17 protein-coding genes are annotated in these 26,501 nt (G+C 66.1%); 8 read left to right on the top strand and 9 right to left on the bottom strand.

Annotated features, from left to right (window positions below):
- Positions 1-25: 25 nt before the first annotated feature.
- Positions 26-1,120, bottom strand: coding sequence for a glycosyltransferase family 4 protein (locus tag VHK65_03785; protein HVS05270.1), 1,095 nt, complete (start codon positions 1,118-1,120; stop codon positions 26-28).
- Between the two features lie 186 nt (positions 1,121-1,306).
- Here VHK65_03785 and VHK65_03780 point away from each other — a divergent pair, with 186 nt between their 5' ends.
- Complete coding sequence (locus VHK65_03780) at positions 1,307-2,119, top strand: glycosyltransferase family A protein (GenBank protein HVS05269.1); 813 nt, start codon at positions 1,307-1,309, stop codon at positions 2,117-2,119.
- Between the two features lie 82 nt (positions 2,120-2,201).
- Here VHK65_03780 and VHK65_03775 read toward each other — a convergent pair whose 3' ends face one another.
- Together VHK65_03775 and VHK65_03770 are read right to left on the bottom strand one after the other, a co-directional pair.
- On the bottom strand, positions 2,202-2,798 hold the full coding sequence (locus VHK65_03775; GenBank protein ID HVS05268.1) for a hypothetical protein: 597 nt from the start codon (positions 2,796-2,798) through the stop codon (positions 2,202-2,204).
- Positions 2,799-2,806: 8 nt separating this feature from the next.
- Positions 2,807-4,078, bottom strand: a complete 1,272-nt coding sequence (locus VHK65_03770; protein HVS05267.1) for an MFS transporter — start codon at positions 4,076-4,078, stop codon at positions 2,807-2,809.
- 142 nt (positions 4,079-4,220) lie between these two features.
- Between VHK65_03770 and VHK65_03765 the strand changes: the two genes are divergently transcribed.
- From VHK65_03765 to VHK65_03755, 3 genes are all read left to right on the top strand, one after another.
- Positions 4,221-5,213 (top strand): hypothetical protein, encoded by a 993-nt coding sequence (locus VHK65_03765; protein ID HVS05266.1) that lies wholly within the window; start codon positions 4,221-4,223, stop codon positions 5,211-5,213.
- Between the two features lie 23 nt (positions 5,214-5,236).
- Positions 5,237-6,424 (top strand): hypothetical protein, encoded by a 1,188-nt coding sequence (locus VHK65_03760; GenBank protein HVS05265.1) that lies wholly within the window; start codon positions 5,237-5,239, stop codon positions 6,422-6,424.
- Positions 6,425-6,660: 236 nt separating this feature from the next.
- The gene (locus tag VHK65_03755) at positions 6,661-7,566 is read left to right on the top strand and encodes a hypothetical protein (GenBank protein ID HVS05264.1); all 906 of its coding nucleotides are present in this window, start codon (positions 6,661-6,663) and stop codon (positions 7,564-7,566) included.
- Here the strand turns inward: VHK65_03755 and VHK65_03750 are convergent.
- Positions 7,548-8,972 carry a PQQ-binding-like beta-propeller repeat protein gene (locus VHK65_03750; GenBank protein ID HVS05263.1) on the bottom strand — a complete coding sequence of 475 codons (1,425 nt, stop codon included), beginning with the start codon at positions 8,970-8,972 and terminating at the stop codon, positions 7,548-7,550. The two genes, VHK65_03755 and VHK65_03750, sit on opposite strands and share 19 nt — an antisense overlap.
- 84 nt (positions 8,973-9,056) lie before the next feature.
- On the opposite strand from VHK65_03750, the gene VHK65_03745 reads away from it, so the two are divergent.
- The 3 genes from VHK65_03745 (at position 9,057) to VHK65_03735 (ending at position 11,095) form a co-directional block, all read left to right on the top strand.
- Positions 9,057-9,494 carry a hypothetical protein gene (locus VHK65_03745; GenBank protein ID HVS05262.1) on the top strand — a complete coding sequence of 146 codons (438 nt, stop codon included), beginning with the start codon at positions 9,057-9,059 and terminating at the stop codon, positions 9,492-9,494.
- A 21-nt stretch (positions 9,495-9,515) separates the two neighbouring features.
- The gene (locus tag VHK65_03740; protein HVS05261.1) at positions 9,516-10,469 is read left to right on the top strand and encodes a dienelactone hydrolase family protein; all 954 of its coding nucleotides are present in this window, start codon (positions 9,516-9,518) and stop codon (positions 10,467-10,469) included.
- Between the two features lie 239 nt (positions 10,470-10,708).
- Complete coding sequence (locus tag VHK65_03735) at positions 10,709-11,095, top strand: hypothetical protein (protein ID HVS05260.1); 387 nt, start codon at positions 10,709-10,711, stop codon at positions 11,093-11,095.
- Positions 11,096-11,425: 330 nt separating this feature from the next.
- Here the strand turns inward: VHK65_03735 and VHK65_03730 are convergent, their stop codons facing one another.
- Together VHK65_03730 and VHK65_03725 are read right to left on the bottom strand one after the other, a co-directional pair.
- On the bottom strand, positions 11,426-14,191 hold the full coding sequence (locus tag VHK65_03730) for a choice-of-anchor D domain-containing protein (protein HVS05259.1): 2,766 nt from the start codon (positions 14,189-14,191) through the stop codon (positions 11,426-11,428).
- 183 nt (positions 14,192-14,374) lie between these two features.
- Positions 14,375-18,319 (bottom strand): hypothetical protein, encoded by a 3,945-nt coding sequence (locus tag VHK65_03725; protein ID HVS05258.1) that lies wholly within the window; start codon positions 18,317-18,319, stop codon positions 14,375-14,377.
- Between the two features lie 201 nt (positions 18,320-18,520).
- Between VHK65_03725 and VHK65_03720 the strand changes: the two genes are divergently transcribed.
- A complete protein-coding gene (locus VHK65_03720) occupies positions 18,521-19,843 on the top strand; it encodes a hypothetical protein (GenBank protein ID HVS05257.1) in 1,323 nt (440 codons plus the stop codon).
- 12 nt (positions 19,844-19,855) lie between these two features.
- On the opposite strand, the gene VHK65_03715 is transcribed toward VHK65_03720, so the two are convergent.
- The 3 genes from VHK65_03715 to VHK65_03705 form a co-directional block, all read right to left on the bottom strand.
- The gene (locus VHK65_03715) at positions 19,856-22,402 is read right to left on the bottom strand and encodes a PQQ-binding-like beta-propeller repeat protein (protein HVS05256.1); all 2,547 of its coding nucleotides are present in this window, start codon (positions 22,400-22,402) and stop codon (positions 19,856-19,858) included.
- A 93-nt stretch (positions 22,403-22,495) separates the two neighbouring features.
- Positions 22,496-24,118 (bottom strand): CAP domain-containing protein, encoded by a 1,623-nt coding sequence (locus VHK65_03710; GenBank protein HVS05255.1) that lies wholly within the window; start codon positions 24,116-24,118, stop codon positions 22,496-22,498.
- An 86-nt stretch (positions 24,119-24,204) separates the two neighbouring features.
- Positions 24,205-26,448, bottom strand: coding sequence for a fibronectin type III domain-containing protein (locus tag VHK65_03705; protein HVS05254.1), 2,244 nt, complete (start codon positions 26,446-26,448; stop codon positions 24,205-24,207).
- Between the last annotated feature and the right edge of the window lie 53 nt (positions 26,449-26,501).

Raw genomic sequence — 26,501 nt, 5'->3', positions numbered from 1 at the left:
TCCTTGGCAGTCATCGCGAGGACACCTAGTTGCTCGCTAGGCCGATCGCATCACGGAAAAGCGCGGTGGTAGTGTCGAACGACAGCCGCCTGGCCGACTCGGTGGCGGCCGCCGCCATTCGTTGGTATTGCGACGGATCGTTCCACAACTGCAGCATCGCATTCGCGAGCGCGCCGGGTGATGCCGAAACGACGCGGCCTGTCTCTCCATCCTTGACAGCATCGCGCAGACCCGGGGAATCGTAGACAACGGACGGCGTACCGCACGCCGCTGCCTCTGTCGTGGCCAGACCCCAGCCCTCTCGAACGGAGGCCATCAGGAGGATGTGGGCCGCCGCCATTCTTTGGTGTTTCTCGCCAGCGGAGACCCTGCCAAAGAACTCGACGTTATCGATCACCTTCAGAGCAGCCGCTTCCGCCTTCAAACGCCGCACATACGATTCGCTGCCGTCGCCGATCAGCCATAACTGGCCCTCACGAGCCGCCTCGTGGAAAGCCGCGAAGGCGCGCACAATATCAACGATTCGTTTCGAAGGAACGAGCCGACCAACATACACAAATGTCGGTACTGACTGCTTCTTCCGAACTGGTTCCTCAATGGGCTCCACGCCAACGGGCAATACGGTAATTGGCCCGGTGAAACCCATGCGACGCAAGTCAGTCTCGGTCGAGTTCGAAATCGTCAATACGGGCGTTGTCCGGTAGAACTTCAGGTATTGCGGCTCCGTGGCATAGCCGAGCGCATTTAGGGGAAACGGGCTCTCGTACCACCAGACCTCCCGGGCAAGCTGGAAGATCAACATCCACCTCGGAATGTGACACCAGAGAGGGGTGAAAAACGGCACAGTATTCACTTCATCGATAACCGCGTCGAATCGCTCGCTGATGGAATGTCGATAGTGACGGTAGGCCTCCCAATGCACCGTCCACTGCCTTCCCTTCCGGACCAGTCGAATGCCGTCTAGTTCCTCGTCCGCGGCGGCGGACGGAAATGCTGCGCTGAACCACTCGACCTCATCACCTTCAGCCACTAAACGCCTGGCGACCTCAAAGGTGAACGCCTCAGCCCCGCCGGCATGTGGGTTTCGGGGACAGCGCCAATTCAGAATGAGAATGCGCACCGTCGAGACTCTACCAATCTAAAGCCTCCCCTCGTCACAATCCCCGCCGGGCTTTGAGCCGGGCTTCGCCGCGAGTTTGCCGTTGTGGTTGCCGTTACCAGACGCCGACCGCCGAGGCCAGCCTCGGACATAGAAAGGCGGCGCCAGCGACGAGAAGGGTGTTATTGTCCGAATGGCTCCTCTGGTATGGCGGTTGTTTCGGTAATCGTCCCGACGCGGAATTCGGTGCGCACGCTGGAAGGATGTCTGCGCAGTGTCCGGGCGCAGACCTATCGAGACCTTGAGTTAATCGTGGTGGATAACCACTCGCTCGACGGCAGCGCGGCCATTGCTGAGCGGTTCGCGGATCGAATCGAAACTTGGGGTCCGGAGCGAAGCGCCCAGCGCAATCGAGGCGCCGAGCTTGCGAGGGGATCCTATGTGCTTTTCGTGGATTCGGACATGCGCCTCGAGCCAGGCGTCGTCTCCAGTTGTGTAGCCACGCTTGAGGCGGGCGATGCTCCAGCAGTCATCATTCCGGAAGTCTCGGTCGGGCAGGGATTCTGGGCTCACTGCCGTGCCCTGGAACGCAGTTGCTATCTCGGAGATGACACGATTGAAGCGGCGCGCTTTTTCCGACGAGAGGTGTTTCGGTCCGTCGGCGGATATGACGAGAGTCTGACCGGGCCCGAAGATTGGGATCTCAGCGCTCGCGCTGCGGCGGGACAGCGATTGCCTCGCGCGGTGGCCATCATCCTTCACGACGAAGGCCGACTTCACTTGGCCGAGCAGCTGGCCAAGAAATGGTATTACTCCGGTACGGCACGCACCTACTTGCGGAAGCATCCACGATCGCTTTCCCAGGGCAATCTGCTCTTCCGGCCCGCCTTCTTCCGGAACTGGAGGAAGCTCGCACGCCATCCTTTGTTAACCACCGGCATGTTCTTTTTGAAGGGTTCTGAGCTCGCTGCGGTGGCCGCAGGAATGCTCCTCAGGCGATCTCCGAGCGCTCCCGCTTAATTGCTATCAGTGTGGCCGCGGAAGAATCCGGAACTCTTCGTCGTCACCTGACAGGCGTGGGGGCCGTCTATCGACCCGGCATCTAATTCTGCCGCTGACCCTGACGTCCAAGGACATCATCCAGCAGGGCCGCCGGCGTTCGGCAGAAGAAGAGGACGACGGTCGACGGTTGGGCAATCGAGAACTTAACGGGGGATGGAGCCGATCCGGTCCCGGGAATTGTCGCGATCTCAACACCACGCACCGCGGACCAGGGCAATGTCCAGGACGGGCGCTTCGCCATGAGTAGCCCTGTCATCCAGGTTGGCTTGGTGCTCATTCCCGACGACGACAACTCCAGGAGGATTCCCTTGCCGACGCCTCCCGGCCAGACCACCGTGCCAACATAGCGGCGGATCCCGTCTGGAGCTTCCGATTGACCGCTATTCATCTGGCCCGCGAACGGATCCGCCTGGTCAGTCCCGCCCGGAATCAGCTCTCGGACATATATCTGCATGTACCCCCTGCCCGCCTGGATGCCGAGGCCGATCCCAAGAAGCGCAAGGGCAAGACCGAATAGCAGGAGTCCAAAGCTGTTGCTGAGGCGACCCGAGACCACGAGCGCGATTCCGGCGATCGCAACCCATCTCCCGTATCGCTCGAGCTGATTCCCTCGAGGCGATGAGCCCCGCATGTTCACTGGCGCCTTTACAGTACAGGCTGCCCGGGAAGAGTCTCCGCCGCAACCGGCTGAACGGTGTCCGCCGGTGCGTTCTGACGTCGCGAGAGCGCGAGTGCTGGCAGGGCGATCGCTGAGATGGCAGCTGCCACGACGTACGACGGCCCGTATCCCCACACATCGGCAACCCGACCGAGGAGGGGCTGGGCCCAAACGCCGCCGGCCGAGCCCATCAGCGAATCGAACGAGAGGATGGTAGCTCGCTGTCGCGACGGGATCATGCCATTCATATAGGTCTGGCGGATGGGCGACGAGGCCGCGAAGATGAGTGACCAAACCACAACAAGCCCGATCACCACCCAAAACTTCTCAATGATTCCCATCAGGGCGAGGACGACCACGCCAAGGGTCGCGGTCGCGATCAGTGCCGAGGTGCGGCGGCGGAAGCGTCGTCGGATCCGGGGTGCCGCCAGGCCACCGAGGATCTGTGCGCCGGCGGCGACGGCTGCCGCGAGACCGGCGATCACGTAGGCGCGTCGGTCACCATACAGCTGCAGCAGGTATGGCTGGAGCGCATAGAAGCCGTAGATCCCGACACCGCCGGTGAACAAGGACTCGACCATCAGCCACTTGACCGCCGGCACTCGCAAGCCGTACTCGATCGACGCGGAGGTGATCTTTCGGATTTCGGTCAGCACCCCGCCAGCCTTCTCGGGCGAGAAGCCAACATCGTGCATCAGCCGCAACGCAACCACAAACATGACGGCAAGGATGAGGGCACGCAGCACGAAGGGCACCCCGAGACTGGTCTGTTGTGCGATCAAGCCTCCCGCGACCGAGCCGCCGAGCATCGCCACCCCGGTGACGACCTGGCCGCGGCCGAAAACCGCCTCGAGCTCGCCGGTGAAGCCCGTCGCCTTGAGCGCGTCCACCAGCCAGGCCTCCACCGCACCGGAGAAGAACGTGAATCCCAGACCGATAAGAACCGATACGACTGCCCACTCCCAGAAGGGCGCGTGGATTCGCCACAGAAGCACGTAGAGCAACGTCGAAGCAGCCAGCGTCACGGTCCCGAGCAGATACGAGAGGCGGCGTCCGGCGGTGTCAGCCACCACACCGGTTGGCACCTCGAACAGCACCATGCCGGCCGTGAAAAAGGCATTGGCCGCAAACGCCTCCAGGTTCGAGAGTCCCGCATCGAGCAGGAAGATCGTGTTGATTCCCCAGATCAGTGAGGCCGCCAGGGTGTTGCCCAGCAGGAGCACGAGGTAGGTTCGCTGGATTGAACCGGGCGTCGGCACGCCCTTAACTTAGCCGGAGGCGGCGAAACTGAGGCGTGGATCCCAAGAGCAGAACGGTGACATGAGCCATATAAGCTGCGAGTGGCACAGAATCTGGTACCTTACCGCCGGGTTTCACATTCTCCAACGCTTTAACTTTCTGATGATCGGTCGGCTTCCCTTGGTGGCCGGGCTCGCTGCCTTCCTCGTTGGATGCGTGCCGGCCGCTGGCACCGTGGCGTCAAGCCGCCCGCCGTCTCTCGTTTCCTCGCCGGTGCCCACGTCGACGCCAGTTGCCAGTCCACCTCCACCGGCAGCCTATGTTCAGGTGGGACAGCGGCAGGAGTTGTCACTCCCCCAGCCACGGGAAGAGCTCGCCTCAGCCGAGCTCGACGGAACCCTGTTCGTCATCGCTGGCTTTGATGCCACGGGGCGTAATACGAACACGGTCTTTACCTACAACGGCTCCTGGTCGCTCGGCCCTGCATTGCCAGAGGCACTCGACCACCCGGCCGCCGCTGTCCTGCTCGGCCAGCTTTACGTGGCGGGCGGATTCTCAGGGGGCCGGGCGCGTGCCACCGTCTATCGGTTTGCGCAGGATCACTGGGACCGGGTCGCATCCGTCCGTCACCCGCGCGCGGCCTTTGCCCTGATCCCCCTCGGCGACCGACTCTATGCGGTTGGCGGAAGAGATACGTCGATGAACAGTGTCCCCATACCCGAGGTTTACGACCCGGCCCTCGGAACCTGGACCGACCTCCCCGCCTTACCCGCAGCGCGTCACCACGTCGCCGGCTTCACCTATCAGGGCATGGCCTGTGTGGCCGGTGGGAAGTTCCCATACTCGGCACGGGTCGACTGCCTCGACCCCGCGTCGAGAACCTGGCACCGGCTTCCCGATTTGCCGGCGGCAACGAGTGGCGCGGGCGCCGTCATGCTGGGCGGACACCTTGTCATCGTGGGCGGAGAGGGCAACGCCGTCGTTCCCTGGCTATTCACGCTGATCGACGCCACCTGGCAGCGCCAGAGCATGTTTCTCCCTCGGCACGGGATACAAGTGGCGGTGCTGATGAATCGGGCCTGGGTCTGCGGCGGCGGGAACATTCCGGACCTCCATCCGACCAGCCTTTGCACCTCGATTGGACCCGCGTCGTGAAACTGCTACCATCCGGGCGCAAAATGATCACTCCGGGCCGGAGCCTGATCGCGCTGGCCGCGGGAATCGGCCTGTGCGGCAGCCTGACTGGCGTGGTGTTGATGCATCCGATGGGATTCCTAGCCCAGGCCACTGCGCGACCGAGTATGCCGGTCGCCGCGACGCAGCCGGATTTTGCGCCGACGGTCGACACGACGGCTGATCCTGTGGTCGCAACATCGCCGACGGCGGTCAACGTCTACCAGGCGACGATGGCCGGGACGTTGAGCCCATCGGTCGCGGGCATCCCGGAACGGGTGTATGTGCCGAATAGTGCCAGCGGCACGCTCGATGTCATCGACCCAACAACGTTCAGGGTCATCGCCCACTACTACGTCGGTGCTATCCCCCATCATGTCGCCCCGGCGTGGGACCTCAGCCGGCTCTACGTCGACGATGAGGGCTCCGGCAGGCTGTCCGTGATCGACCCCCGCAGCGGAGCGCTGACCGGACGCATCGCGGTGCCGGACCCGTACAACCTCTACTTCACGCCGGACGGCACCAAAGCGATCGTCGTCGCCGAGGTGTTGCGCCGGCTGGATTTTCGCGATCCCCATACCTTTCAGTTAATCCGTAGCGTGCCCATCCCATGGCGTGGCGTGGACCATCTCGACTTCTCGGCCGACGGCAGCTACCTGCTGGCCAGCACGGAATTCGCCGGGGTGGTCGTCAAGGTGGACGCGGTCAACATGCAGATCGTCGGTTTTGTCCAGGTCGGCGGCCTACCGGTCGACGTCCGGTTGTCGCCAGATGGCAGCGTTTTCTACGTGGCGAACCAGGGGCGCGGGGGCGTCTCTGTCGTCGATCCAGTGGCGATGAAGGAGGTCGGTTTCATCAAGACCGGCCGCGGCGCGCATGGCCTGGCGGTGTCTCGTGACACAAAGTCCCTGTACGTCACGAACCGGCTGGCGGGCACGATTTCGGTCATCGATTTTGCCTCCCGCTCGGTTGTGGCGACCTGGCGAATTGGTGGTAGCCCCGACATGGTCCAGCTATCGCCCGATGGATCGCAGCTCTGGACGACGGGCCGCTATAACGGCGTGCTCTATGTGATCGATACGAGCTCCGGCAAGCTGCTGCACACGATTCGTGTGGGCGGCCAGCCCCACGGACTTACCTACTTCCCCAATGCCGGCCGCTACAGCCTGGGCCACAACGGGGTCTACCGGTAGGACCGTAACTCCTGACCCGCCGAATGGGTTTCGTATGCATGCGACGTCTCTGGCTAGCCGTAGCCGTCATCGCTCTGAGCTCTTGCGGTCCGGTTGCGTCAGCTCCCGCACAAACGGCGACTCCAACCCCGACTGTGGTCGTCGTCAGCGGCCCTTCCGTGACTCCCACTAACCAAACATCGACGAAGACGCCCTGCAAGTTGCCAATCGGGATTGGCCGCGGAATCAGCGGCTTTGTGGATTATTCGGGGGGATCGTTTACGCCGGATCCGTCAAGCGACCTCAGCAGCTCGCGGTACCACGGCTCAAACGGCACCTCGGTTGGTGGGCTCGGCGGACCGTCATACGATTGGAAGGCGCGCCGCTGGCTCCCGGTTCCTCCGCGGCTGCTATCGCCGAACGGTGCCTCCTATGCCTACTCGGAGATGATCTATCCGCCAGCAGGACCAACCCCACAGAACGGTCCCGGTCCGGGTCCAATCGGCTCGAAAGTCCATGTCGTCACCGTCGATGCCGCCGCTGACCGTGTGCTGCTCGACAGTCCCTCCCTCTGGGAGGCGGTGGCGTACTCGGGCCGCCAGGTCTACCTGATCAAGCCATGCCTCGAAGGCTGCGGAGCCGATAGCGGCGGCCTATGGACCCTTGATGCCTCAACCCGAAAAATCGAAGAGCTACAGGCGCCCGATGCGCCGGCTCCCTTCAACCCTTCCGTTGGGCTCAGCCAGCATATCTGGGCCGTGGTCGGTCAGGACGCGGCCTGGGCGACGGATCCCCTGGGCGGATTGGCGCGGTTTGATTTTGCCAGCAAAACAGTGTCCGTTTGGTTCAAGGTCCCAGGCAAGTCCCTGCGTCCGCTTGGACTGGATGCTCGAGGTTTTCCCATTGCCGAGGGGGAGGCCGACTACAGCGTGCCTGGGAGCAGCCGCGGAGGCGCGTGGGTGGTGACGGCTCCGCAGCAAGCAGTCCAGCTAGCACCGGATTCCACCTTGATCGACGACGCGCTTGCCGACAGCCACGGAACCTGGCTGCTCTCCTTCGACAAGCTCTACCTATGGGACGGCGGTCAGCTCACGCAGATCGCGACACTTCCCGGTCAGGGCGCCCGCGCCCTGGCCGGCCCATGTCAAACGCTGACCGCATAGACGACACCGAGCCCCGCCACATATAGGCTGCCACCGGCCGCCGCCGGCGAGGGATAGTGCGGGATCGGACCGAGCGGCAATTGAGCGCGAACAGCTCCGCTCACGGGGTCGAGTCCATAGAGGGTGCCCTTCCAGTTGCCGCGATAGGTCCCGGCATCCGAGGCCACTGTCCACACGAGCCCATAGGCGAAGATGGCGGAGTTCGCGTAGGGCGCGGCCTCCCACGCCAGCGAGAAGGACGGCTTCGACGCGTCGATGCGGAGGGCCGCGAGGCCGTCCTTGCAGGGGACGAAGACGAGGCCCGCTGCCACCGCGGCGCCACCGAACGCACCGAGGGCCGGGCCGCCGCTTTTGCAGGCGCGGGCGTTAAACGCCTCGCCGCCGATCCAGCCGAGGTGGCGCGCTCGAAGGAGAAAACCGACCCCTTCCTTGCCCGTGATGAAGACCAACCCGTCCGATAGGAGCGCGGGCGACATCGACGCCTGGTCGATGTCGTACTGATTGAGATACCGCCACTCTTTCGATGCCCACTGGTCGATCGGGGAAAGATCGGCGTTCAGGCGGACGACGGCGTTGGCTCCGTCGTAGACGCCCCCCTGCGCCTGCACGTCGGTGTCTCCGGTCGTCACCCAGACATTTCCGTCGGGGGAGATCACCGGTCCTGGTGGAGCCCAGATCGCGCCGCGATTGACCGACGGGACCTGCCAGGTGAGCAAGGACCCGGTGCCGTCCGTCGGCGCCGCGATGACCCAGCCGTGGTAATTGCCGCAGTCGCCGGTGAAGCCGCCCCAGGAAAAATAGACGCGGCTGCGGAACAGGTTCAACGAACCGCGTTGCTGTTGGTGACCGGGATCTTCGCCCGGCGGATCCACCACGCGGTGCCAGATGGTGCTCCCATCAGAAATCTTCAGCGCAAACAGCTCATGCCGGATGGGTGTGTTCAGCATCGCTACGGCGTAGACGATGCCGGCGGCCGTGTCGAGCGTCGGCGTGGACGTGATGCCGTTGGGATCGATGTTGCCGCACTCGAGCAGCCGGCGCGGAACCGGGTCGCCGAGGTGCTGACGCCAGCGGACGGCGCCGGTCGCCGCGTTCAGCGCATAGACGGTGTTCTGCTCGGTGGCCACGATCACCGAGAGACCGGCGACCAGCGGCTCCGCATACACGTCGCCGTCCACCTTTGCCGTCCAGGTGCGATGGGGGGAGGTGGCACGTGGCGTTGCCGGGCCCACGCCGCTGCGCATCGTGTCGCCCATGTACGTGGGCCACTCGGCGGGAGAGGGGTTCGCCGTCATGGCCACGGGCGCGGATCCGGTCGGCGCCGCACCGGACGAGCCCTGGCAGCTGGTGGCCACAAGGGCAACGACCACGGCGATCCCGGCGTTGGCCAACCGAGCAGCCGCCATGAGGCGTACCGTAGCAAGGCACCATTAGCGACTGTTGGTTCATCGCCCTTGCAGGTACGGCGCAGCGCTAGCGTCGTGATTGATGTGACCGCAGACGCACCGACGAGATCCCGCCGGCGCCGAACGGCTCGTCCGGTCGTGGCAGCCCAGGTGATCATGTGCGTTCAGGGCATCCTGCTGGTCGCGCCGGCTGTTCGGGCACTCATCGACCCACAGTTCTTGCTGGGTCCGGACGGCAACACCATCGGCCGCGTTGCCGTGTATCCACCGCTGCTGTTCGGAATCGCGCTGCTGTGGGTCGCGCTTACCGGTCTGCGATTCTGGAAAATCTCACGCATCTTCGCATTGGGGTTGGAGGGGATCTGGCTGGCTTTGATGCTCTGGTTGTTAGCCGCCAGCATTGCGGCTCAAGACGACCTCGCATCCATCGCCTACCTCGCGATCACCGGCCCGTTCGCCGCTGTTCCGGTCGCGATCCTCCTGACCCGACCCTCCGCGTCAGACTGGTTTAGGCGACTCTGAAGCGCTGCTAGGGTGGGGGCGATGGCCGTCGCCGACTACGATCCGTTCGCCTCAGGGCGTTTCCCGGTCAGTGTCCGCACGATCGAGGCATCCGATCTGGTGCGGGGCCGGGTGTTCCCCTGTGAGATCTGGTATCCGGCGCAGCCGGGAAAGGCGCACCCGCTGATCGTCTACTCCCACTCGAGCGGTGGACACCGGCGGTCGGCTACGTTCCTCGCCACCCATCTCGCCAGTCACGGGTACGTCGTCGCCGCGATGGACCACTCCGAGAGGGTCGCATCGGAATTGGCGCGCCGTGAGGGCGAGATGGATACGGAACGCGCCGCGCGGATCGATGCGGTGATCGCCAGCCGGGTGCCGGATATCCGATTCCTCCTCGACCATCTCCTTGGTGAGACGGACACGGGGATTGTGCTCGACGCATCGCGAATTGGGTTGGTCGGGCACAGCTTCGGTGGATGGACGGTGTTGGCCACGGCCGAGGTCGAGCCGCGTGTGAAGGGCGTGGTCGCGATGGTCCCGGGTGGAAGCTCGCGCCCGAGGCCGGGGATTCTTCCTCTGACTCTCACGTTCTCCTGGGATCGCGACGTCCCCACCCTGTATCTCGCGGCCGAGCAAGACACGATGATCCCCCTGGCCAGCGTGTACGAATTGTTCGACCGAACGCCTGGGTCGAAGCGGTTGTTCATTCTCCGGCGGGCCGACCATCAGCACTTTATCGACGACGTCGAGGGCGAGCACGAGGCACTGCGTTCGATGTCGCTGCCTGGTGATGCGGCATGGATCCCGGCCGCGATGCGACCGATGGCGGAACTCGCTTCAGGCGAACAGGCTCACATTTTCGTGCGCGGGCTGACGCTGGCCCACCTGGACGCAACCCTACGGGGGTTGGATGCCGCGCGAGGATTCCTCGACGCTGACGTCGAAGCCGAACTCGCCAAACGCGGCGTGGAGGCGATCGCGCACCGCCCGTAGCGCCGGCGGTTGCGGTCGCCGCCTAGCAGGAAGGGGCCGGGGGATCCTGCGGCGTCACGTCCACGGGCCAGTAGGCGGTGGAGTGCAGCCCCACAGTGTCCGTCACGGTAAGCGACAACTGATAATGCCCAACTCGGCAATAGGTGTGCGAGGCGATAGCGCCCGACGCGGGGCCCGTGCCATCCCCGAAGTCAAACACGTAGCTGGCGATTCCATTTACGCTCGCTGACCCCGCGGCGTTGGCGGTCACTGTCAAGGGAGCCAGACCGGACAGCGGGGTTACCGTCAAGTGCACGGTTGGAGGCGCCGCCGCGACGGGTGCCGGAGTGGGCGCCGGCGGGCGCGTGGGGGCTGGGTGCGCGGAGGGCACGACCACGGTCGGCACTGTTCCCGCCTGGGAAATGGCGGGCACCGCGCTGGGCTCCAGTGTGGCGGAGCGCGAAGGCACAGTCGACGGCCTGGTCACGCCGGCCGATCCCGTGTCGACCAGGGTGGATGAAACCGGGGCCACTTTTACGGCGTCGGCGGCGAATCGCGGACTCGACGACACGAACAGCCCTGCGAGTAGGAGGGCCATCACGGCGACCGTCGCATACCGGCGCGCCGGCAGCGCACGCTCGCGATAGGCTGACGCTCGCCGGCGAACAGATGCAAGCAGGCTGGGCGTGGGGGGCAGCGCCGGTCCTTGCACACGTAGGAGCCGCTCGCGGAAAAGGTCGACCCGCTCCCGGCAGGCTTCGCAACGGCGAAGATGGTCCCGCACCCACGCCAGATCTTCCCCATCCAGCCGGTGCTCCAGCACCACGATGGGTGAGATAAGTGTGCACGTATAGTGGTCTGAGCTCGTTATCGCCAAAACCCTTCCCTTGAATTGGAATTCGAGCTGCCGTCCGCCGACCCTTCTGGCCGACTATACCCAACCGGGTGCCGGGCCTGTCAAGGGGATCGGTCGCCGCTTAGCCGTACCAGCCGACCAGGTCGACGACGACATCCACCGACCCGGTGGCGTTGAAGATCTTGATCGTACCGTCCGATGCCACCTTGACCACGACCATGTTCGGCACCGTCTGTCCGGATACGAAGTTCAGGTCGGATGATAGCGGCGGTGTGCCGTCCGGAAAGACCGTGAGATAGCTGGGCGACGTCGGGTTCGTCACGGTGACGTTGAGCACCACGGCCCGAGGGGGCGTCGGCGACGTCATCAACGGCACCGAGCCGCTGGTCACCATCAGGGAACGCGTCTCCCCTGGGCGGAGGGGAACGGCGCCGCTTCGCGTGTCGAGGATGCGGTTGGGCGTCACGCCGACGAACCCGGCGCCAGTGGCGAGCGCATTGCTGGAATCCGTGAACCAGCCACCGATGTCGGCCACCACGTCAACGGTGCCGGCGGCGTTGAAGAAGGTCACTTTCCCACCCGTGCCCACCATCACGACCACTCGGTTCGGCACCGTCTGCCCGGCGGAAAAGTTCAGGTTGGACACGATCGGGACCGCTCCGCCCGTCGGAAACACCGTCAGGTAGCTTGGCGCGGACGGGTTGGTCACCGTGACGTTGAGCACCACGGCGGAGACGCCGGATACGGGCACGTTGCCGCGGCCGGTGAGCTGGACATCGATCGAGCCCTGTGCTCCGACCTTACCCGCCGCCGTTACGCCCACACCGGCCGATCGGGTATCCAGCACGCGCAGCGGAGGCAAGGGATTGAAGAAACCCGCACCTCCCGGGGTGGCGGCGGCGGGGTTGACATAGCCCTGCAGGTCGAGGATCAGATCCGTATTGCCGTAGGCGTTGAAGAACGACACCTGGCCTCCGCTACCGAGTGGCACCTCCACCAGGTTGGGCACGGTCTGCCGCGCCGTCCAGTTGAGACTCGATGCGGTTGGCCGCGAGATCCCAGTCGGAAAGACGGTGAGGTAGCTGGCGCGGGTCGTGTTGGTCACCGTGACGTTGAGCACCACGGCAACCGCGCCGGGCGGCACCTGCGAGCCGGTCACCTGCACGGGGCGCTCCTCACCGGGTCCAAGCGGGCCGATGCCGCTGGTGCGCGTGTCGTAGATGCGGTTGGGGGCGACCGGAAGGTACTGCCCGCCGAGCGTGCCGTTCCCGGTCAGCGTCACCATCTGCGGGCTGTTCGGCGCGTTGTCGGCAAACGACAGGCTGGCGCTTCGCGGACCAGTCGCCTGTGGAATGAATCCCACCGTTACGCTGCACGTTCCCTGGGCCGCGATCCGCTGTCCGCTGCAGCCGTCCGAGAGGACGGGGAAATCGCCGGGGTTACTCCCACCCGCGGTGACCGCGGCGACGTTCACCACGCTCTGCGAGGTGTTCGTCATCGTGATGGTCTGTTGCGCCGTCGTCTGGTAGAGCTGGTTGCCGAACGCGTAGGTCCCATCGGCAGAGTTGAAGCTCACCGTCGCCGTGATCCCGGTGCCGTTCACCGTAACCAGCTGCGGGCTGTTGAGTGCATTGTCAGCGATGGTCAGCGTGGCGGTTCGGTTGCCCACCGCCGTCGGCGAGAACTGGATGCCGACGGTGCACGCCGTACTTTGGGCGACCGTGGCACCGGAGCAGCCGTCCGCGCTCGCGTCAACGATGAAGTCGTCGCGGTTCGGTCCGCCGCTGGTCACGCTGGTCAGGTGCAGATCGCCGACGCCCGTGTTCGTGACCGTGAGCAGACGCTCGCTGGTCGTCCCCAGCGGCTGCGGCGGGAAGTTGAGTGGGGTCGGGCTCGCGACCGCGTGCGGATCGATGCCGGTACCGGTAAGCGTGAAGACCTGTGGGTTGCGATTGGCATCGTCGGCGACGGTCAGGCTTGCGCTCCGATCGCCGGTGCTCGCCGGTGTGAAGACGACGGAGATGGTGCAGCTCGCGGTGGAGGCCACCGTCGACCCCGCGCAGGTATCGGTCTCGCTCCAATCGCCCGGATGATCGCCGCCCTTTGAGATCAGGCCGATGTGGAGATCGCCGGTCCCAATATTGGTGAGGCTGATCACCTGGGGCGCGGTGCTGCGCGTGATCACCTGCGTGAGCGCGATGCTGGCAGGACTGAACCCGACCCCGGGCACTGGAGCTTCGACCAGCAGCGCCGAGGCCACCCCGTCCCACGCCGGCTGCGCGCGAAGCAGTTCGAAGGCGCTGGTGGAGCCGGGTGCCATCGCGTTGGCATCGTTGACAAAGAGACGGTCCTCCGCGATCGTCCGCAGCGGATTGTCCGTCGCGTTCTGGTAGAAGGTGAAGAGGAGCCTGGCGTTGGCGACGGTGACCGCGTTCAGGTTCTGCACCGTGCCCTTGACGTGCTGAAAGCCGTCTGACCCGGTCGTCACGCTGGTGATCTGCGCCAGGAAGTTGTGGTTGGGCTGAAGCGGACTCGCCGCATCGCTGATGACGCAGGAGGCGGCATCGGCCGCGGGCGGATTGAAGAAGAGCACGTCGAAGGGCGATCTCTCACCTGGCTGGAGGACCTCCACTTCCGCCGAGTCCCTGGCCTCGACGTTGAGCGCCGTTCCCTGGTTCGAGAGCTGGCAGTCGACCATGATGTTCTGGGCATTCCGCGCCGGATCGTTGTTCTGGAGCTCGCCGACAACATGCAGAACCTGAAATCCGGCATACAGGGTTTCCTTCCAGAGTGAGAGGTTCGTGTTGACGAATTGGACAGCCGGCGGCGACGGGGCAACGGCCAGCGCCGTCGACGGGTTGATGAAGCCGGCGGTTGCAACCGGCACAACAAGGCTAAGCGCCGTCAGCGCGACGAAGCGCCAGCCGGACCGAGGCGGTAACGCGGCGTGAAATCGCAGACCCCCAGTTTCCCGGCGGCGCGAACTCCGGACAAGGCCGGTTGGGACTGATGGCTAGGCAGGCCTGCCTGCCTGAATGGGCAGCCGCCTACGACAGTTCGGGCAGCGGCCTCAGTTGTACCAGCCCAGGACGTCGGCGATGACGTCGGTCTGTCCGCCCGAGTTGTAGATGCCAACCTTTCCGTCGGCGCCGAGCTTGACGACGACCAGGTTGGGGACCGTCTGGCCCGCCACGAAGTTCAGGTCGGAGGCATTGGGTGGCTGGGGGGAGGCGTCGCTCGGGAACAGCCTCAGGTCGCTTGGGCCCGTCGTATTTGTCACCGTCACGTTCAGGATCACCGCCGTGGGCGGAACCGCACTCCCCATCGCCGGCACGCCGCCGCTGCCCGCAACCTGGAGGTAGATCGTCGCCCCCGGCCCGACCGGGGTCTGGGGCGCGCCAGTGCCAAACCGGGTGTCGAGGACGCGGGCGGGCGTCAGGCCGGTTGTCGCGCCGCCGGCCGCGGTTGGATCCGAAGCGTCCGTAAACCAGCCGTTCACGTCGGCGATCACGTCCACCGACCCGGCGGCGTTGAAGATGTCGACCTGCCCGTTCGTACCCAGCTTGATCTCGACCCGATTGGGCACGGTCTGGCCCGCGACGAAGTTGAGGTTCGAAACCACGGGCTTTGAGGCGCCCGTCGGAAACACGGTCAGGTAGCTCGGCGCGCTCGGATTGGTCACGGTCACGTTCATCACCACCGCTTCCGGCGGTGTGGTCGAGGCTGCGCCCGGCACGCCGCCGTTGCCCGCCACCTCCAAATGAATCGTCGCGCCCGGTCCGACCGGCGCCACCACACCCCCGGTGCCGGTGCCGAATCGCGTGTCGAGGATCCGCGCGGGGACCAGGGGACGGAAGAGGCCGTCGCTTCCGCTGGCGGTCCCCTGGGTCGTGACCCAGCCCTGCACATCGAAGACGACGTCGACGCTGCCGAACGCGTTATAGACGTTGACCTTCCCGTCGGGACCGATCGCGACCTCGACCAGGTTGGGAACGGTCTGCCGCGCAACGAAGTTCAGGTTCGACGCCGTCGGCCGGACGACGCCGGTTGGGTAGACCGTCAGATAGCTCCCGGCGGTCGGGCTGGTGACCGTCACGTTCAGTACCACCGCCGAAGGCGGGGTCGCCGAGGCCATCTGTGGCACACCCCCCTGGCCGGCGACCTGCACCGAGATGCTCTGGTTCGGCCCGACCGGCGAGACGAATCCACCGGTTCCGAGGCGAGTATCCAGGATGCGAGCCGGAACCAGCGGCTTGTACCGGCCCGGAAAGACGGGAACGATCAGCGTCACGGTGATCGTGGCCGAACCAGCGTTGCTGGTGAACGTCAGCGTCCCGTTATACGTGCCGGCCGCCAGCCCGCTGGGGTTGGCCGTGACCGTCACCGGACTGGACGCGCCGGGACCGTCAGTGCCGGACAGCGGCATCGCCGACAGCCAGGTCGCGTTCGACGTCTGCGCCCAGGACAGAGTGCCGAGCCCCTGGTTGGTGACGGTCGCCGTCTGCGTCGGCGGCTTCGCCCCGCCCGCGCCGACCGTGAAGGTCATGCTCGTCGGGCTGACCGCCAGCACCGGCGCGGTCGCGATCACCCACGCACCCCGCCCGTGGGTCCAGGCGACCACCTGGTTCGCCAGCTGCGTCTGGGTGATGGCGTCGACCTTGACGTTTGGCAGGCCCGTCCCGAGTGCCGACCAGGCCGGGGCTGGCGTTGCCCCGGTGCATGTGGCGCACGTTAGGACCCCGAAGTCCGTGGCGATGTAGAGCGTCGCGTTATCGGATCGGTCGAGGATGATGTCGTTGACCACCGCGTCCGGGACGCCGGTCACCCCGGTGCCGCTGATGCCCGTCCACGACCCGCCGGCGTCTGTCGTGTGCCAGACGTGGCCGACCCCAATTGCCCCGATCGTCGCCCATGCCTCCGAGGTGTTCGTCGGATTGACGGCGACTCCGGAGATCCAGGCATCGCCGGGGACGTGCGCGGTGAGACTGAAGGCCGGCAGGTTGCCGGTGGCGTTCGTCCAGGTGGCGGCGGTACTGGTCGCGTTGCTGCTCCGCCACACCGCGCCGAAGTAGCTTCCCGTCCACACCGTGGCCGCCGTGCCCGGCGTGCTTCCCATCGTCATGCTGGCGATCACATCGGTCGCCCCCACGGGCGTCGGCGCCGTGGCCAGCGAGGGGCTGATCGCCGACCAGCTGCTTCCCGCAGGGAGACCGCCAGTCGTCGACTGGTAGACCCGGGACCTGGCGGTGAGCAGCCTCGCGGGGTTGCTCGGGTCCATCAGCGTGGGGGGGACGAACGCGACCGGGTCGCTGCACGCCGAGAACCCGCCGGCGGCCGGGCAGGGGTCCGCTTCGGCGAAGGTATCGTAGGGCCAGTACGGATCCGGCCCGCCGGGCGGGGCGTAACTGCCCTTGTAGATCTGGCCGCCGCTGATGCTCGCATAGATGGTTGTCGAGCCCGGGGTCGGGTCGATGGCGCTGTAGCCGCCGTCCCCGTCCAGGTATTCCTGCCATGCGGGCGCGACGGCCGGCGATCCGGGAAAGATCCCCGGCGATCCGTTGTCCTGGCTGCCACCGAGGACGTGACTCGTGTCGAGCGCCGCCCCGCGATACACCTGGATCGTGTTCAGGTTGGCGTTGAGATTCGTCCAGCTCGCGCTGACCGTAGTGGAACCGAGCGTCTCCGTCCCCTGCCAGATGCCGCCGTCGTTCCCCGCATAGAAGGTGTTCGCGCCCGCGAACTGGAGCGCGTGGAAATCGACGTGGATGCTGCCGCCCAGATAGGCCTGGCCGACGTCGCTGAAGTGGGCGCCGCCGTCACCGGTCGCGATCACGGTGATCCCACCGAACACGGCATTGTTGGAATTGGTCGGGTCGACCGCGACCGCCGTGTCGTACCACCCCTGGCTTATCGCTGGAGTCACGCCGGGGACGCTGAAGTATGGGGGCGGCGCCGCGGTCTGCGTCCAGCTGCCGGCACTGTCAACCGACTTCCAGATCCCGAGCACGTTCCCGAAGTTGGCGCAGGTCGCCAGCGCGGCGTAGGCAACCGTGCCCGAGGGGCTGATGCCGAGTGCAACGCGGCCGGCGCCGGACGACGGCGCCGCGAACCTCGTGCTCCAGGTCACGCCGTCGGGGCTGGTCATGACGCTGCCCAGCTCCGTCTGACAGAAATCGGAGACGGCGAGCCAGAACCGGCCCGTCGAATCCTGCAGCACCTGCATGACCCGCTGCGACGCTGTCTGGCCGGGGAGCGGCGTAATCGGCAGTACGACCTGGCTCCAGGTCATGCCGGAATTCATCGAAACGAAGAGGCCGCCGTCGGTCGCGGCAAAGACTCGCTCGGTGGCTCCGCTGGTGGTGCGGTCGACGACGATCCCGCCGATTCGAGCCTGCGCGAAGGTTGTCTGACCAACGTCGGTCCAGGTCGTGCCGCTATCCACGCTCTTGAGGATGCCCTGGCCGCGTTGCGAATCGCCGCTCGCGTTGTCCTCGCCGGTGGCGGCGTAGATCGTCGTTCCGACGGCATCCACCGCGAGCGAGCCGATCGCGATCGACGGCTGCGAGTCGGTGCGCGTGTTCCAGCTGGCGCCTGCGTCGGCGCTCTTCCAGACGCCGCCACCCGCCGCCCCTAAGTAGATGATGTTGGGATTGGCCGGATCGGTCGCCAGGCTGGTGACGCGACCCGACGCTCGGCCGTAGTCGCTGGTGGTTTGCGCCGTCGCCCCGATGCTCTTCTCGTCCGCGACGGGGGTCGGGCCGAGTGGTGTCCACGTGCCGCCCGTAATGACATTCGGACGAAGCGATGTTCGCGGTGTGGCGCGGGTCGGGGTGGGGACTCGCGACTCGAGACTGGCGTCCGACGTCGGGATTCGCTGATGGTGCGTTGCAACGGGATGATTTCCATCCCCCGCTTGCCGGGGAGGGTCAGGGTGGGGGCGTCCGGCGAAAGCCGGCGAGGAAAACCCCAACGCGAGCATCGCCCCCACGGTCAAGAGCACGAAGCGCTTGGCCAATTCAGTCAGTATAATTCCGCCTCAACGCGCGAATCCGAACGACAGGGAGGCGGAGCATGGAAGGATCGGGAACGCCGCGGAAACCGGCCGCGCAGGCCCCCGCGGGTAAGAAACGCGCGAGCGGGTTCGGAAAGCTCGTCGCCAGCCAGGCCCCGGCGGTCCGCCGGAAAACGTCGAGGCCACCCGCGGCACAGGTGAAACATGCCGCGCCATAGAACCCGAGGCGAAGCGAGTCTCGAAGAGCGAGTCGCTCGACTGAGCGCGATCCTCGAGGAGCAGCGACGAGAACTCGACGAGCTTCGCCGAATTCTCCCGCACACGGATGGGAGCCCCAGCCGGCGCGACCTGCTGCGGCTGGCGGGAGCTGCGGTGGCCGGTGCCGCCGGCAGCGTCGCCCTGCAAGCGATCCCTGTCTCCGCGGCAAACGGCGGAGCGATGACGCTCGGCCAGGCCAACGACGCCAACGCCACAACCGACCTCCACCCCACAACCGCGACGCCGGCGAGTCCTCTCCTCCATATCGACGCCAGTGCCGCCTCGAATAACGCGGTCGCCCTCATGGTCGCCGGCGCCAACAACGCCAACGCGGCGGTCCTCCAGGGATCCGGCACCGGGAGTGGCTTGTCCGCAAGCTCGAATCTCGGTAACGCCGTTTCCGGCCAGGCCGGCGGAGGCGCGACCTCCAACGGGGTTGCCGGAACGGCCGGTGCCGGCGTGACCTCGTACGGGATCGTCGGCACCGCCGGTGCGGGGCTCAGCTCCGTCGGGGTGGTCGGCAACGCCGGCCCCGGAAACGCGTCCGCCGGAGTGGTCGGCAATGCCGGTGGCGCGCTCTCGTCCGCGGGGGTGGTCGGCGCCGCGAGTGTCGGCTATGGGGTGTTCGGGCAGGCTGCCAGCGGGATCGACATGATCGCGGGGGGAAATGGCCGGCTCGCGCAGGTTCCATTCAGTCTCGGTGGGGCTGGCGCTCCGAACATGACCCCTGGTGCGGGCGTGCTCGAAATGCTCCGAGAAGACGACGGCTCGATCTGGGCATCGCGAGCCCTGGCCGGCGCCCCGATCGGGACCTTCCAGGCTGCCTGGAAGCGCCTCAACGCCGTTCGAGTGGACGCCCTTGACGGCACGGGGAACCCGTTTGTCGCCGCAAGGGTCCTCGACACGAGAAATGGGACGGGGTCCGGCGCGCATGTCGGCCCTCTCCTAGGGGGCCAGTCCTTCGACTTCGGCCCCTTCACGGGAATCCCAAGCGATGCCGTCGGTCTCTTCGGCAACCTGACGGCCGTGGCGAGCGATGGCGCCGGGAATCCCGCGCCGACCTTTGCCATTCCCGGCTGGCTGGCGCTCACGCCCGGAGGCGTCGCGGCCCCGGTGTCGAACGTTAACTACGGCGGACCAGTGAACGCGGTCCCGAACTTCTTCATGGTTGGGTTCGGGACGGGCTCCAACGCCGGCAAGCTACGGATTCAAAACGGGGGGAACACCAAGGTCCACGTGCTGCTCGACGTCTTCGGCATCTTGCAGTAGGACAGAGAAACGCTAGCCGTACCACCCCATTACATCGATCAGCACGTGCGTGCTGCCGAAGGCGTTGTAGACATCGATCTTGCCGGTGGCGCCGACCTGGACGACCACCAGGTTGGGCACGGTCTGTCCTGCCGCGAAGTTCAGGTCAGAGGTGCCCGGCCGCGTGACCGCGTCAGGCCAGACCGTCAGGTAACCGGCTCCGGTCGGAGCGACGGCGGTGACATTGATGACCACCGCTTTTGGCGGAACCGTGCTGGCCATCGGCGGAACCCCGCCTCTCCCAGCGACCTGGACCGCGATGCTCTGATTCGGACCCACCGGCACAAACACGCCGCCCGTGCCGTTGCGGGTGTCGAGGATCCGACTGGGCGTCACGGCCGTGAACAAGCTGCCGGTGCCGCCCGTGGTCGCGTCGGTGAACCAGCCGTTGACGTCGAGGATGACGTGGACGGTCCCGGAGGGGTTGTAGATGCTGACCTTGCCACCGGTCCCGAGCACGACCGCCGCCCGGTTGGGCACCGACTGGTTCGCGGAGAAGTTGACATTCGATGCCAGCGGCGCCGTACCGCCCGTGGGGAACAGCGTCAGGTAGCCGCCCGTGGTGCTGTTGGTCGCGGTCACGTTGAACACCGCCGCCGCCACTCCGCTGGCGGGCACCAGGCCTTGTCCGGTCACCTGGACGTCGATCGTTTGCCCGGGCCCGATCGGCATGGTGAATCCACCGGTCCCATTCCGTGTGTCGAGGATCCGGGCCGGCACCAGCGGGTTGTATAACCCGTCGGGCGTCGCCGTGCCACCGGGGATCGAGACCCAGCCGGCCACGTCGACGACCACATCGGTGTTGCCGAACGCGTTATAGACCGTATCCTGGCCGGCATCCCCGACCGCCACTTCCACCAGGTTGGCGACCGTCGTGCCCCGCGTCCAGTTCATGTTGGAGGTAACGGGTCGAGTGAACCCGGTCGGAAAGACGGTGAGGTAGCTCGTCGCGCTTGTGTTCGTGACGGTCACGTTCATGATGACGGCCGACACACCACTCGCTGGGACGCCGCCCTGCCCCGTGACCTGGATGTCGCGAGTCGTGTTCGGTCCAAGTGCCCCGCCGGCGCCGCGGCTGTCATAGATCCGGCTGGGGGCAAGCGGATGGTATCGTCCGGCGCTCTGGCCGAAGGCCCGGATCACGTCCGCAAAACCGTCCGCCAGGAAGATCCGCCCCTGGCCGGCTGCCGGCGTGGAGAAATGCGTCTGGCCACCGACGCCGGTACTGAAGCGGAACTGGCCGGTGATCGCGTCGAAGCCGTATAGCGTGTTGGAGTTGGTGTCGACAGCCCAGACCACGCCGCCGGAAACAATGGGCGGGCCCGGGCTCGATCCCTGGCTGCTGCTCCAGGCGATCGAGAACGATGGCCCCGCCCCCAGCTTGAGCGCCTTGATCCCTTCGGGGCAGGGGACGTAGATGTACGGATCGGCATAGGCGACGCCGCCGAACACCTGGTCGCGTTGCGATCCGGCCGGGTTGTTGCTGGTGATCGCCGCGTTGCAGACCGGTCCGTTGAACGCTTCAGCACCAATGTGGTTGGCGTTGCCCGATAGCGCGCCGGCGTTCATCAGGTAACCCCACCCGTTCTTGCCGGTCTGGAAGATGAGGTTGCCCGTGGCGCCGACGATCGACGGGCCGAGCGATCCGATATCGGTATCGCTGCCGTTCAGCGAGGCCCAGTCGCTTGTTGCCCAGGAGTCGACGTAGGCCAGCGACGAATTCAGCTTGAAGACGGTCTCCCCGCAGTCGTAGTTCGTGGTGTCGCCGCCGTTACCGGTGGCGACGTAGACATTGCCCGTGGCGTCGACCGCCGGCCCGGAGGGTCCCCAGATCCCGGCTTCACGTCCAGTGGCACCCGCTGGGCAGACGGCCTGCGCCTGGTCCTGGAAGACGGTGAGCGTCGTGCTGCTCCCGTCCGCCTTGATCCCGACCACCCACCCGTGGTAGTTACCGCAGTCGCCGGCATATCCGCCGAAGGGCACGTAGACCATGCCGTTGGCGAGCACCAGCGCCGCGCGCTGTTGCTCCACGCGCGTGTCGAACCCGGTCGGAGCGATCGGGATCGGTGCAAACTTCTGCGTCCCGTTGCTCAGGTTGTAGGCGACGAGCTCGTAGTTCCTCGGCTGGATGAACGCGACCGCGTAGATGACGCCGGCAACCGGGTCGACGACCGGCGTGCCGGTTATCCCGAGCGGGCTGATGTTGCCGCACGAGAACGGCGGATTCTGTATGGTGACGGGCGCTCCGACATGCGCGGGAGCGGCCCAGGTGGCAGCGCCCGTGGTGGCGTCGAGCGAATAGATCGAATTGTTTTCGGTGGCGACGATGACCTGCGTGCCCACCACCAGCGGCTCGGCATACACGTGGCCGTCGAGTGTCGGCGAGACCCACTGCTGGCCGATCGCGCTGAATGGTGAGGCGCTCGTGTCGTTGCCGTCGCGCAGGTTACTGCGATGGTAGGTGGGCCAATCGGCCGCAGCCGCCGGCAGTGACGCGCCGGCGAACAAGAGGGCTGCCATAAGCAAGCCGGAGCAGCGGCGAAACAATACCCGGAAATCCTAGCCGAAATCTCCCTCCCCCGCCAGCGGGGGAGGGAAAAATTGTTTACGTGATCAGCCGTACCAGCCGACGACGTCGGCGATCACGTCGGTGGTGCCGGCGGCGTTGAAGAAGTCGAGGTTGCCGTTGGCGCCGATGCGCACCACCACCAGATTCGGGATCGTCTGTCCGGCCATGAAATTCAAGTCGGACGTGCTGGGCTGCGCCGCGCCATCAGGGAACAGCGTCAGGTAGCTCGCCGTCGAGGGGTTGACGGCCGTCACGTTCAGTACCACGGCCGTGGCGGGAACGGGCGAAGTCGAGGTCATCAGCGGCACACCACCCCATCCAGCGAGCGTAAGCACGATCGTGCCGGCCGGTCCGACCGGGGATGAGAATCCCCCGATTCCGGAGCGCGTATCGAGGATGCGGACCGGCGTCACACCGGTGAACACGCTTCCGGTCGCCGAGGGGATGCTGGCATCCGTGAACCAGCCGCTCACGTCCGCGATGATCTGCACGCTTCCGCCCGAGTTAAAGAAGGCGACCTGCCCGGCGGCCCCGAGCTTGACGATGACGCGGTTCGGCACGGTCTGCCCCGCGGTGAAATTCAGGTTCGATGCGAGTGGCACCGCCGCCCCCGCTGGGAAAACCGTCACGTACCCTCCCGTCGTGGGTGCCGTGACCGTGACGTTGAGGACCACGGCCGCAACACCCATCGAGGGCACGCCTCCGCGCCCGGTCACCTGCAGCGGTAGCGTCTGGCCGCCGAGGAGCGCACCCGTTCCGGTGCGGGTGTCGAGCAGGCGGGCGGAGACGAGCGGATTGTAGAAGCCGTCCGGCCCCGGTGTGCCGGTGATCAGCGGGACATATCCGGCAACGTCGAAGATCACGTTGGTCCACCCGGCCGCGTTGTAGATGGTCAGCTGGCCCGATTCACGGACGGCGACCTGGACCAGGTTCGGTACGGTCTGGCCGGCGATCCAGTTGAGGTTTGACGCCGTTGGACGCGGATCTTCAGCCGGAAACACGGTCAAGTAGCCGGGCGAGCTGGTGTTGGTGACCGTCACGTTCATGACGACCGCGCCCACACCCGTGGCCGGCACGCCGCCTTGGCCAACCACCGTTACGGTTAGCGTGCTGTTCGGCCCAAGCGGTGCGATCGGGATCCCGCCGACTCCCGTGCGCGTGTCGAGGATGCGCGCGGGAGGCAGCGGATGATAGCCGCTCGGCACCACGGTTGCGCTCGCGCCGAGAAATTCCTCGGCGATGTAGGCGTAGCCATTTGGCGCGACCGACCAGGCTGTCGCCACGTATTGATATGGCCCCAGGATGTTGGCCTTGTGCGGTGGGCTGTTCATGAACATCGAATTCGCCTGGGCGTCGTTGATGCCACCCGACATGTAGGCGATGTTCTCTCCACCCTGGGTCGCGCCTTGCCCGCAGCCGAGGTCGAGGGTGGGTCCGTTCGTATGCGACAGGTAGCCCTGGGTCATGATCCGCTCGGCGTTTTGCACGGCCACAGCGGCCAGGCACGAGCTCCAGGTCAGCGCCGCCAACTGGGCCGCGGCGCGGTCCTGGTTGATCAAGGTTTGCTGCACCGACACGTCGGCGGAGGCCGCCAGCGCGGGCCGGCTCGAGGGCCAAAGGCTGCCGGCCAGCAGCAACGCGGCGCAAACCGCGAGTAGCTTCCTCACGCCAATACAACGCGGCCGGCAAGGGCCAGTTTGCGCCCGTTATATAGACGCGCCGCGACGCACAGAAGCGTTACGACTGTAACTGTCTAGCCGTACCAGCCCATCACGTCGATCACGACGTCGACCGCGCCGGCGGCATTGTAGAGATCGATCTTGCCGTCCGAGCCCACTTTGACCACGACCATATTGGGAATCGTTGCGCCGCCTGTGAAGTTGAGGTCGGACGCCAAGGGGCGCTGATCGCCATCCGGCCAAGCGGTGAGATAGCTGGCGGCGCTCGAACCAGTGACCGTGGCATTCACGACCACGGCCACCACGCCGGAATTCGGGATCGGTCCGTTGCCGGCGATGGAGACCGCCATCGACTGGTTGGGCCCGAGCATCTGCGTACTCCTGGTGTCGAGGATGCGCGTGGGTGGGACGGGCGCGAAGCGGGTCCCGGTCGCGCTCGGATTGGTCGCATCGGTGAACCATCCGCCGATGTCGGCGATGACATCGACGGTGCCGTAGGCGTTGTAGAAGCTGATCGATCCATTGGCATCGAGTGGCACGATGACGCGGTTCGGCACCGTCTGGCCGGCCGTGAAGTTTAGATTCGATGCGGTCGGCCTGCTACCGGTTGGGTACACCGTCAGGTAGCTGGCTGCCGAAGGTCTCGTCACCGTCACGTTGAGCACCACGGCGGCGGCCCCACTCGTCGGGACCACACCGTTGTTGCCGGCCACGCGCAAGGTAATGCTCGAGTTTGCTCCGACCGCCCCGGTCGAGCGCGTGTCGAGGATGCGGGTTGGCGCGACCGCGTTGAATAGGCCGCTCGGACCGGGTGTCGCGGCCGGCGTCGCCACGTACCCTTCAACGTCGAAGATCACATCAGTCGATCCAGCCGCATTGAAGACATTCACCTGGCCTCCCGGACCGACCGCGACCTCGACCAGGTTCGGTACCGTCTGCCCCGCCGTCCAGTTGAGGCTGGAGGCGAGCGGCTGGGGGATCCCTGCCGGATAGATCGTCAGGTAGCTGGGCGCTGTCGTGTTGGTCACGGTGACGTTGATCACTGCGGCGTAGACACCATCCGCAGGGACGCCGCCGGCGCCGTCGACCGGCACCGTGATGGTGCTTCCGCCTGCGAGCGCTCCGGATCCCTGGCGCGTATCGAAGATGCGCGCCGGCGTCAACGGATGATAGGTACCCCGCCCCGGAATGATGGTGTTCGAGCCAGGCGATGCCGCCCCGCTGCCCGCGGCATTTGTCGCCGTCACCGAGAAGGTGTACGCGGTGGCATTCGTCAGGCCGCCGATGGTTGCACTGGTCACCGGTGGCAAGCCGCTGACGGTTTTCGAGGGACCGCTGACACTCCCGGCCGATGCGGTGAGCGTGTAGCCCGTCACCGGGCTGCCGCCGTCTGACGCCGGCGCCGACCAGTACACCGTGGCCGAACTGTCCGATGCGATCGCGACTGGCGCGGCCGGCGCATCAGGCGGTATGGCGTTCAGCGCGCCGATCACGGTGAGGTATGGCGATGACTGTCCAGTCGCCGCGGCTAGCTGGCTCCAGCTGTCGGAAGCGCTCAGCGTCCCCCCGGCCCCACCGCGTGACATCGGGCCGGTGAAGATGATCGGCGGCCTGGCGTTTGCCTGCGCCCACTGGTTGAGCCCGGCCCAGTTCTGCGCCATGAACGGAAAATAGATCTGCGGCACGGCGCACGCGACCGGCGCACCCCAGGCCACGTGGTAGATATCGTCGTTGGTCCAGCCCCCGGTGAGCACGTTGTCGCCGTAGTCGGCGAGGCGGAATGGATCGTTCCCCGAACAGCGCCGATTGGACGATAGCGAACCGGCCGCGGCGGCGCCGAAGGCATCGACCCATATCCTCGATGGACCGGGTCCATACCAGCTGCCCGAGCTGCTCTGCTCGATGTCGCTACCGGCCCAAACCGTGACCGGCGCCGGCCCGGAAAGTCCGGCAGCAACGGGTTGCACGACGTTGGTGAACCAGGCCTGGGCCGAGGCCTGCATTTGGGCATCAGTGAGCGCGCCGTTCAGGACATCAGGCGCGGCCGTCAGGCTGTTGCTCGTTCCCAGAACGAGAATGGCCTGGGGCGTGCTGCTCCCGTGCGTGCTCTGGTAGCCGCGAAGCCAGGCCTGGGCAAGGGGGACGAGCTTGTCGTCAGTGGTGCAGCTCGAGGTGTTGAAGAGCTGGGTTCCGTAGACGCCCATCGCGTCGACGCACGGCGCACCGAAGGCGAGTACCGTAAGGCGCCGCCCGACGGCGCGCTTTGGTTCGCGCCATCCGCATAGAGGGGGCAGCTCGACGTGGCCTGCGGCCCGCACGGCGCGACGAAAGACCCGAGGACATAGTCGGACGAGGCAGGCATCGGGATTCC

The organism is Candidatus Dormiibacterota bacterium, from assembly GCA_035544955.1.
In the GTDB taxonomy this organism is placed as follows: domain Bacteria; phylum Chloroflexota; class Dormibacteria; order CF-121; family CF-121; genus CF-13.
This window is presented reverse-complemented; position numbering and strand designations above follow the sequence as displayed.

Excerpts from the sequence above, each read along its gene's own strand:
- VHK65_03780 (HVS05269.1), top strand. The coding sequence starts at position 1,307 with ATGGCGGTTGTTTCGGTAATCGTCCCGACGCGGAATTCGGTGCGCACG.
- VHK65_03765 (HVS05266.1), top strand. The coding sequence starts at position 4,221 with ATGATCGGTCGGCTTCCCTTGGTGGCCGGGCTCGCTGCCTTCCTCGTT.
- VHK65_03760 (HVS05265.1), top strand. The coding sequence starts at position 5,237 with ATGATCACTCCGGGCCGGAGCCTGATCGCGCTGGCCGCGGGAATCGGC.
- VHK65_03750 (HVS05263.1), bottom strand. The coding sequence starts at position 8,972 with ATGGCGGCTGCTCGGTTGGCCAACGCCGGGATCGCCGTGGTCGTTGCC.
- VHK65_03740 (HVS05261.1), top strand. The coding sequence starts at position 9,516 with ATGGCCGTCGCCGACTACGATCCGTTCGCCTCAGGGCGTTTCCCGGTC.
- VHK65_03720 (HVS05257.1), top strand. The coding sequence starts at position 18,521 with ATGCCGCGCCATAGAACCCGAGGCGAAGCGAGTCTCGAAGAGCGAGTC.
- VHK65_03715 (HVS05256.1), bottom strand. The coding sequence starts at position 22,402 with ATGGCAGCCCTCTTGTTCGCCGGCGCGTCACTGCCGGCGGCTGCGGCC.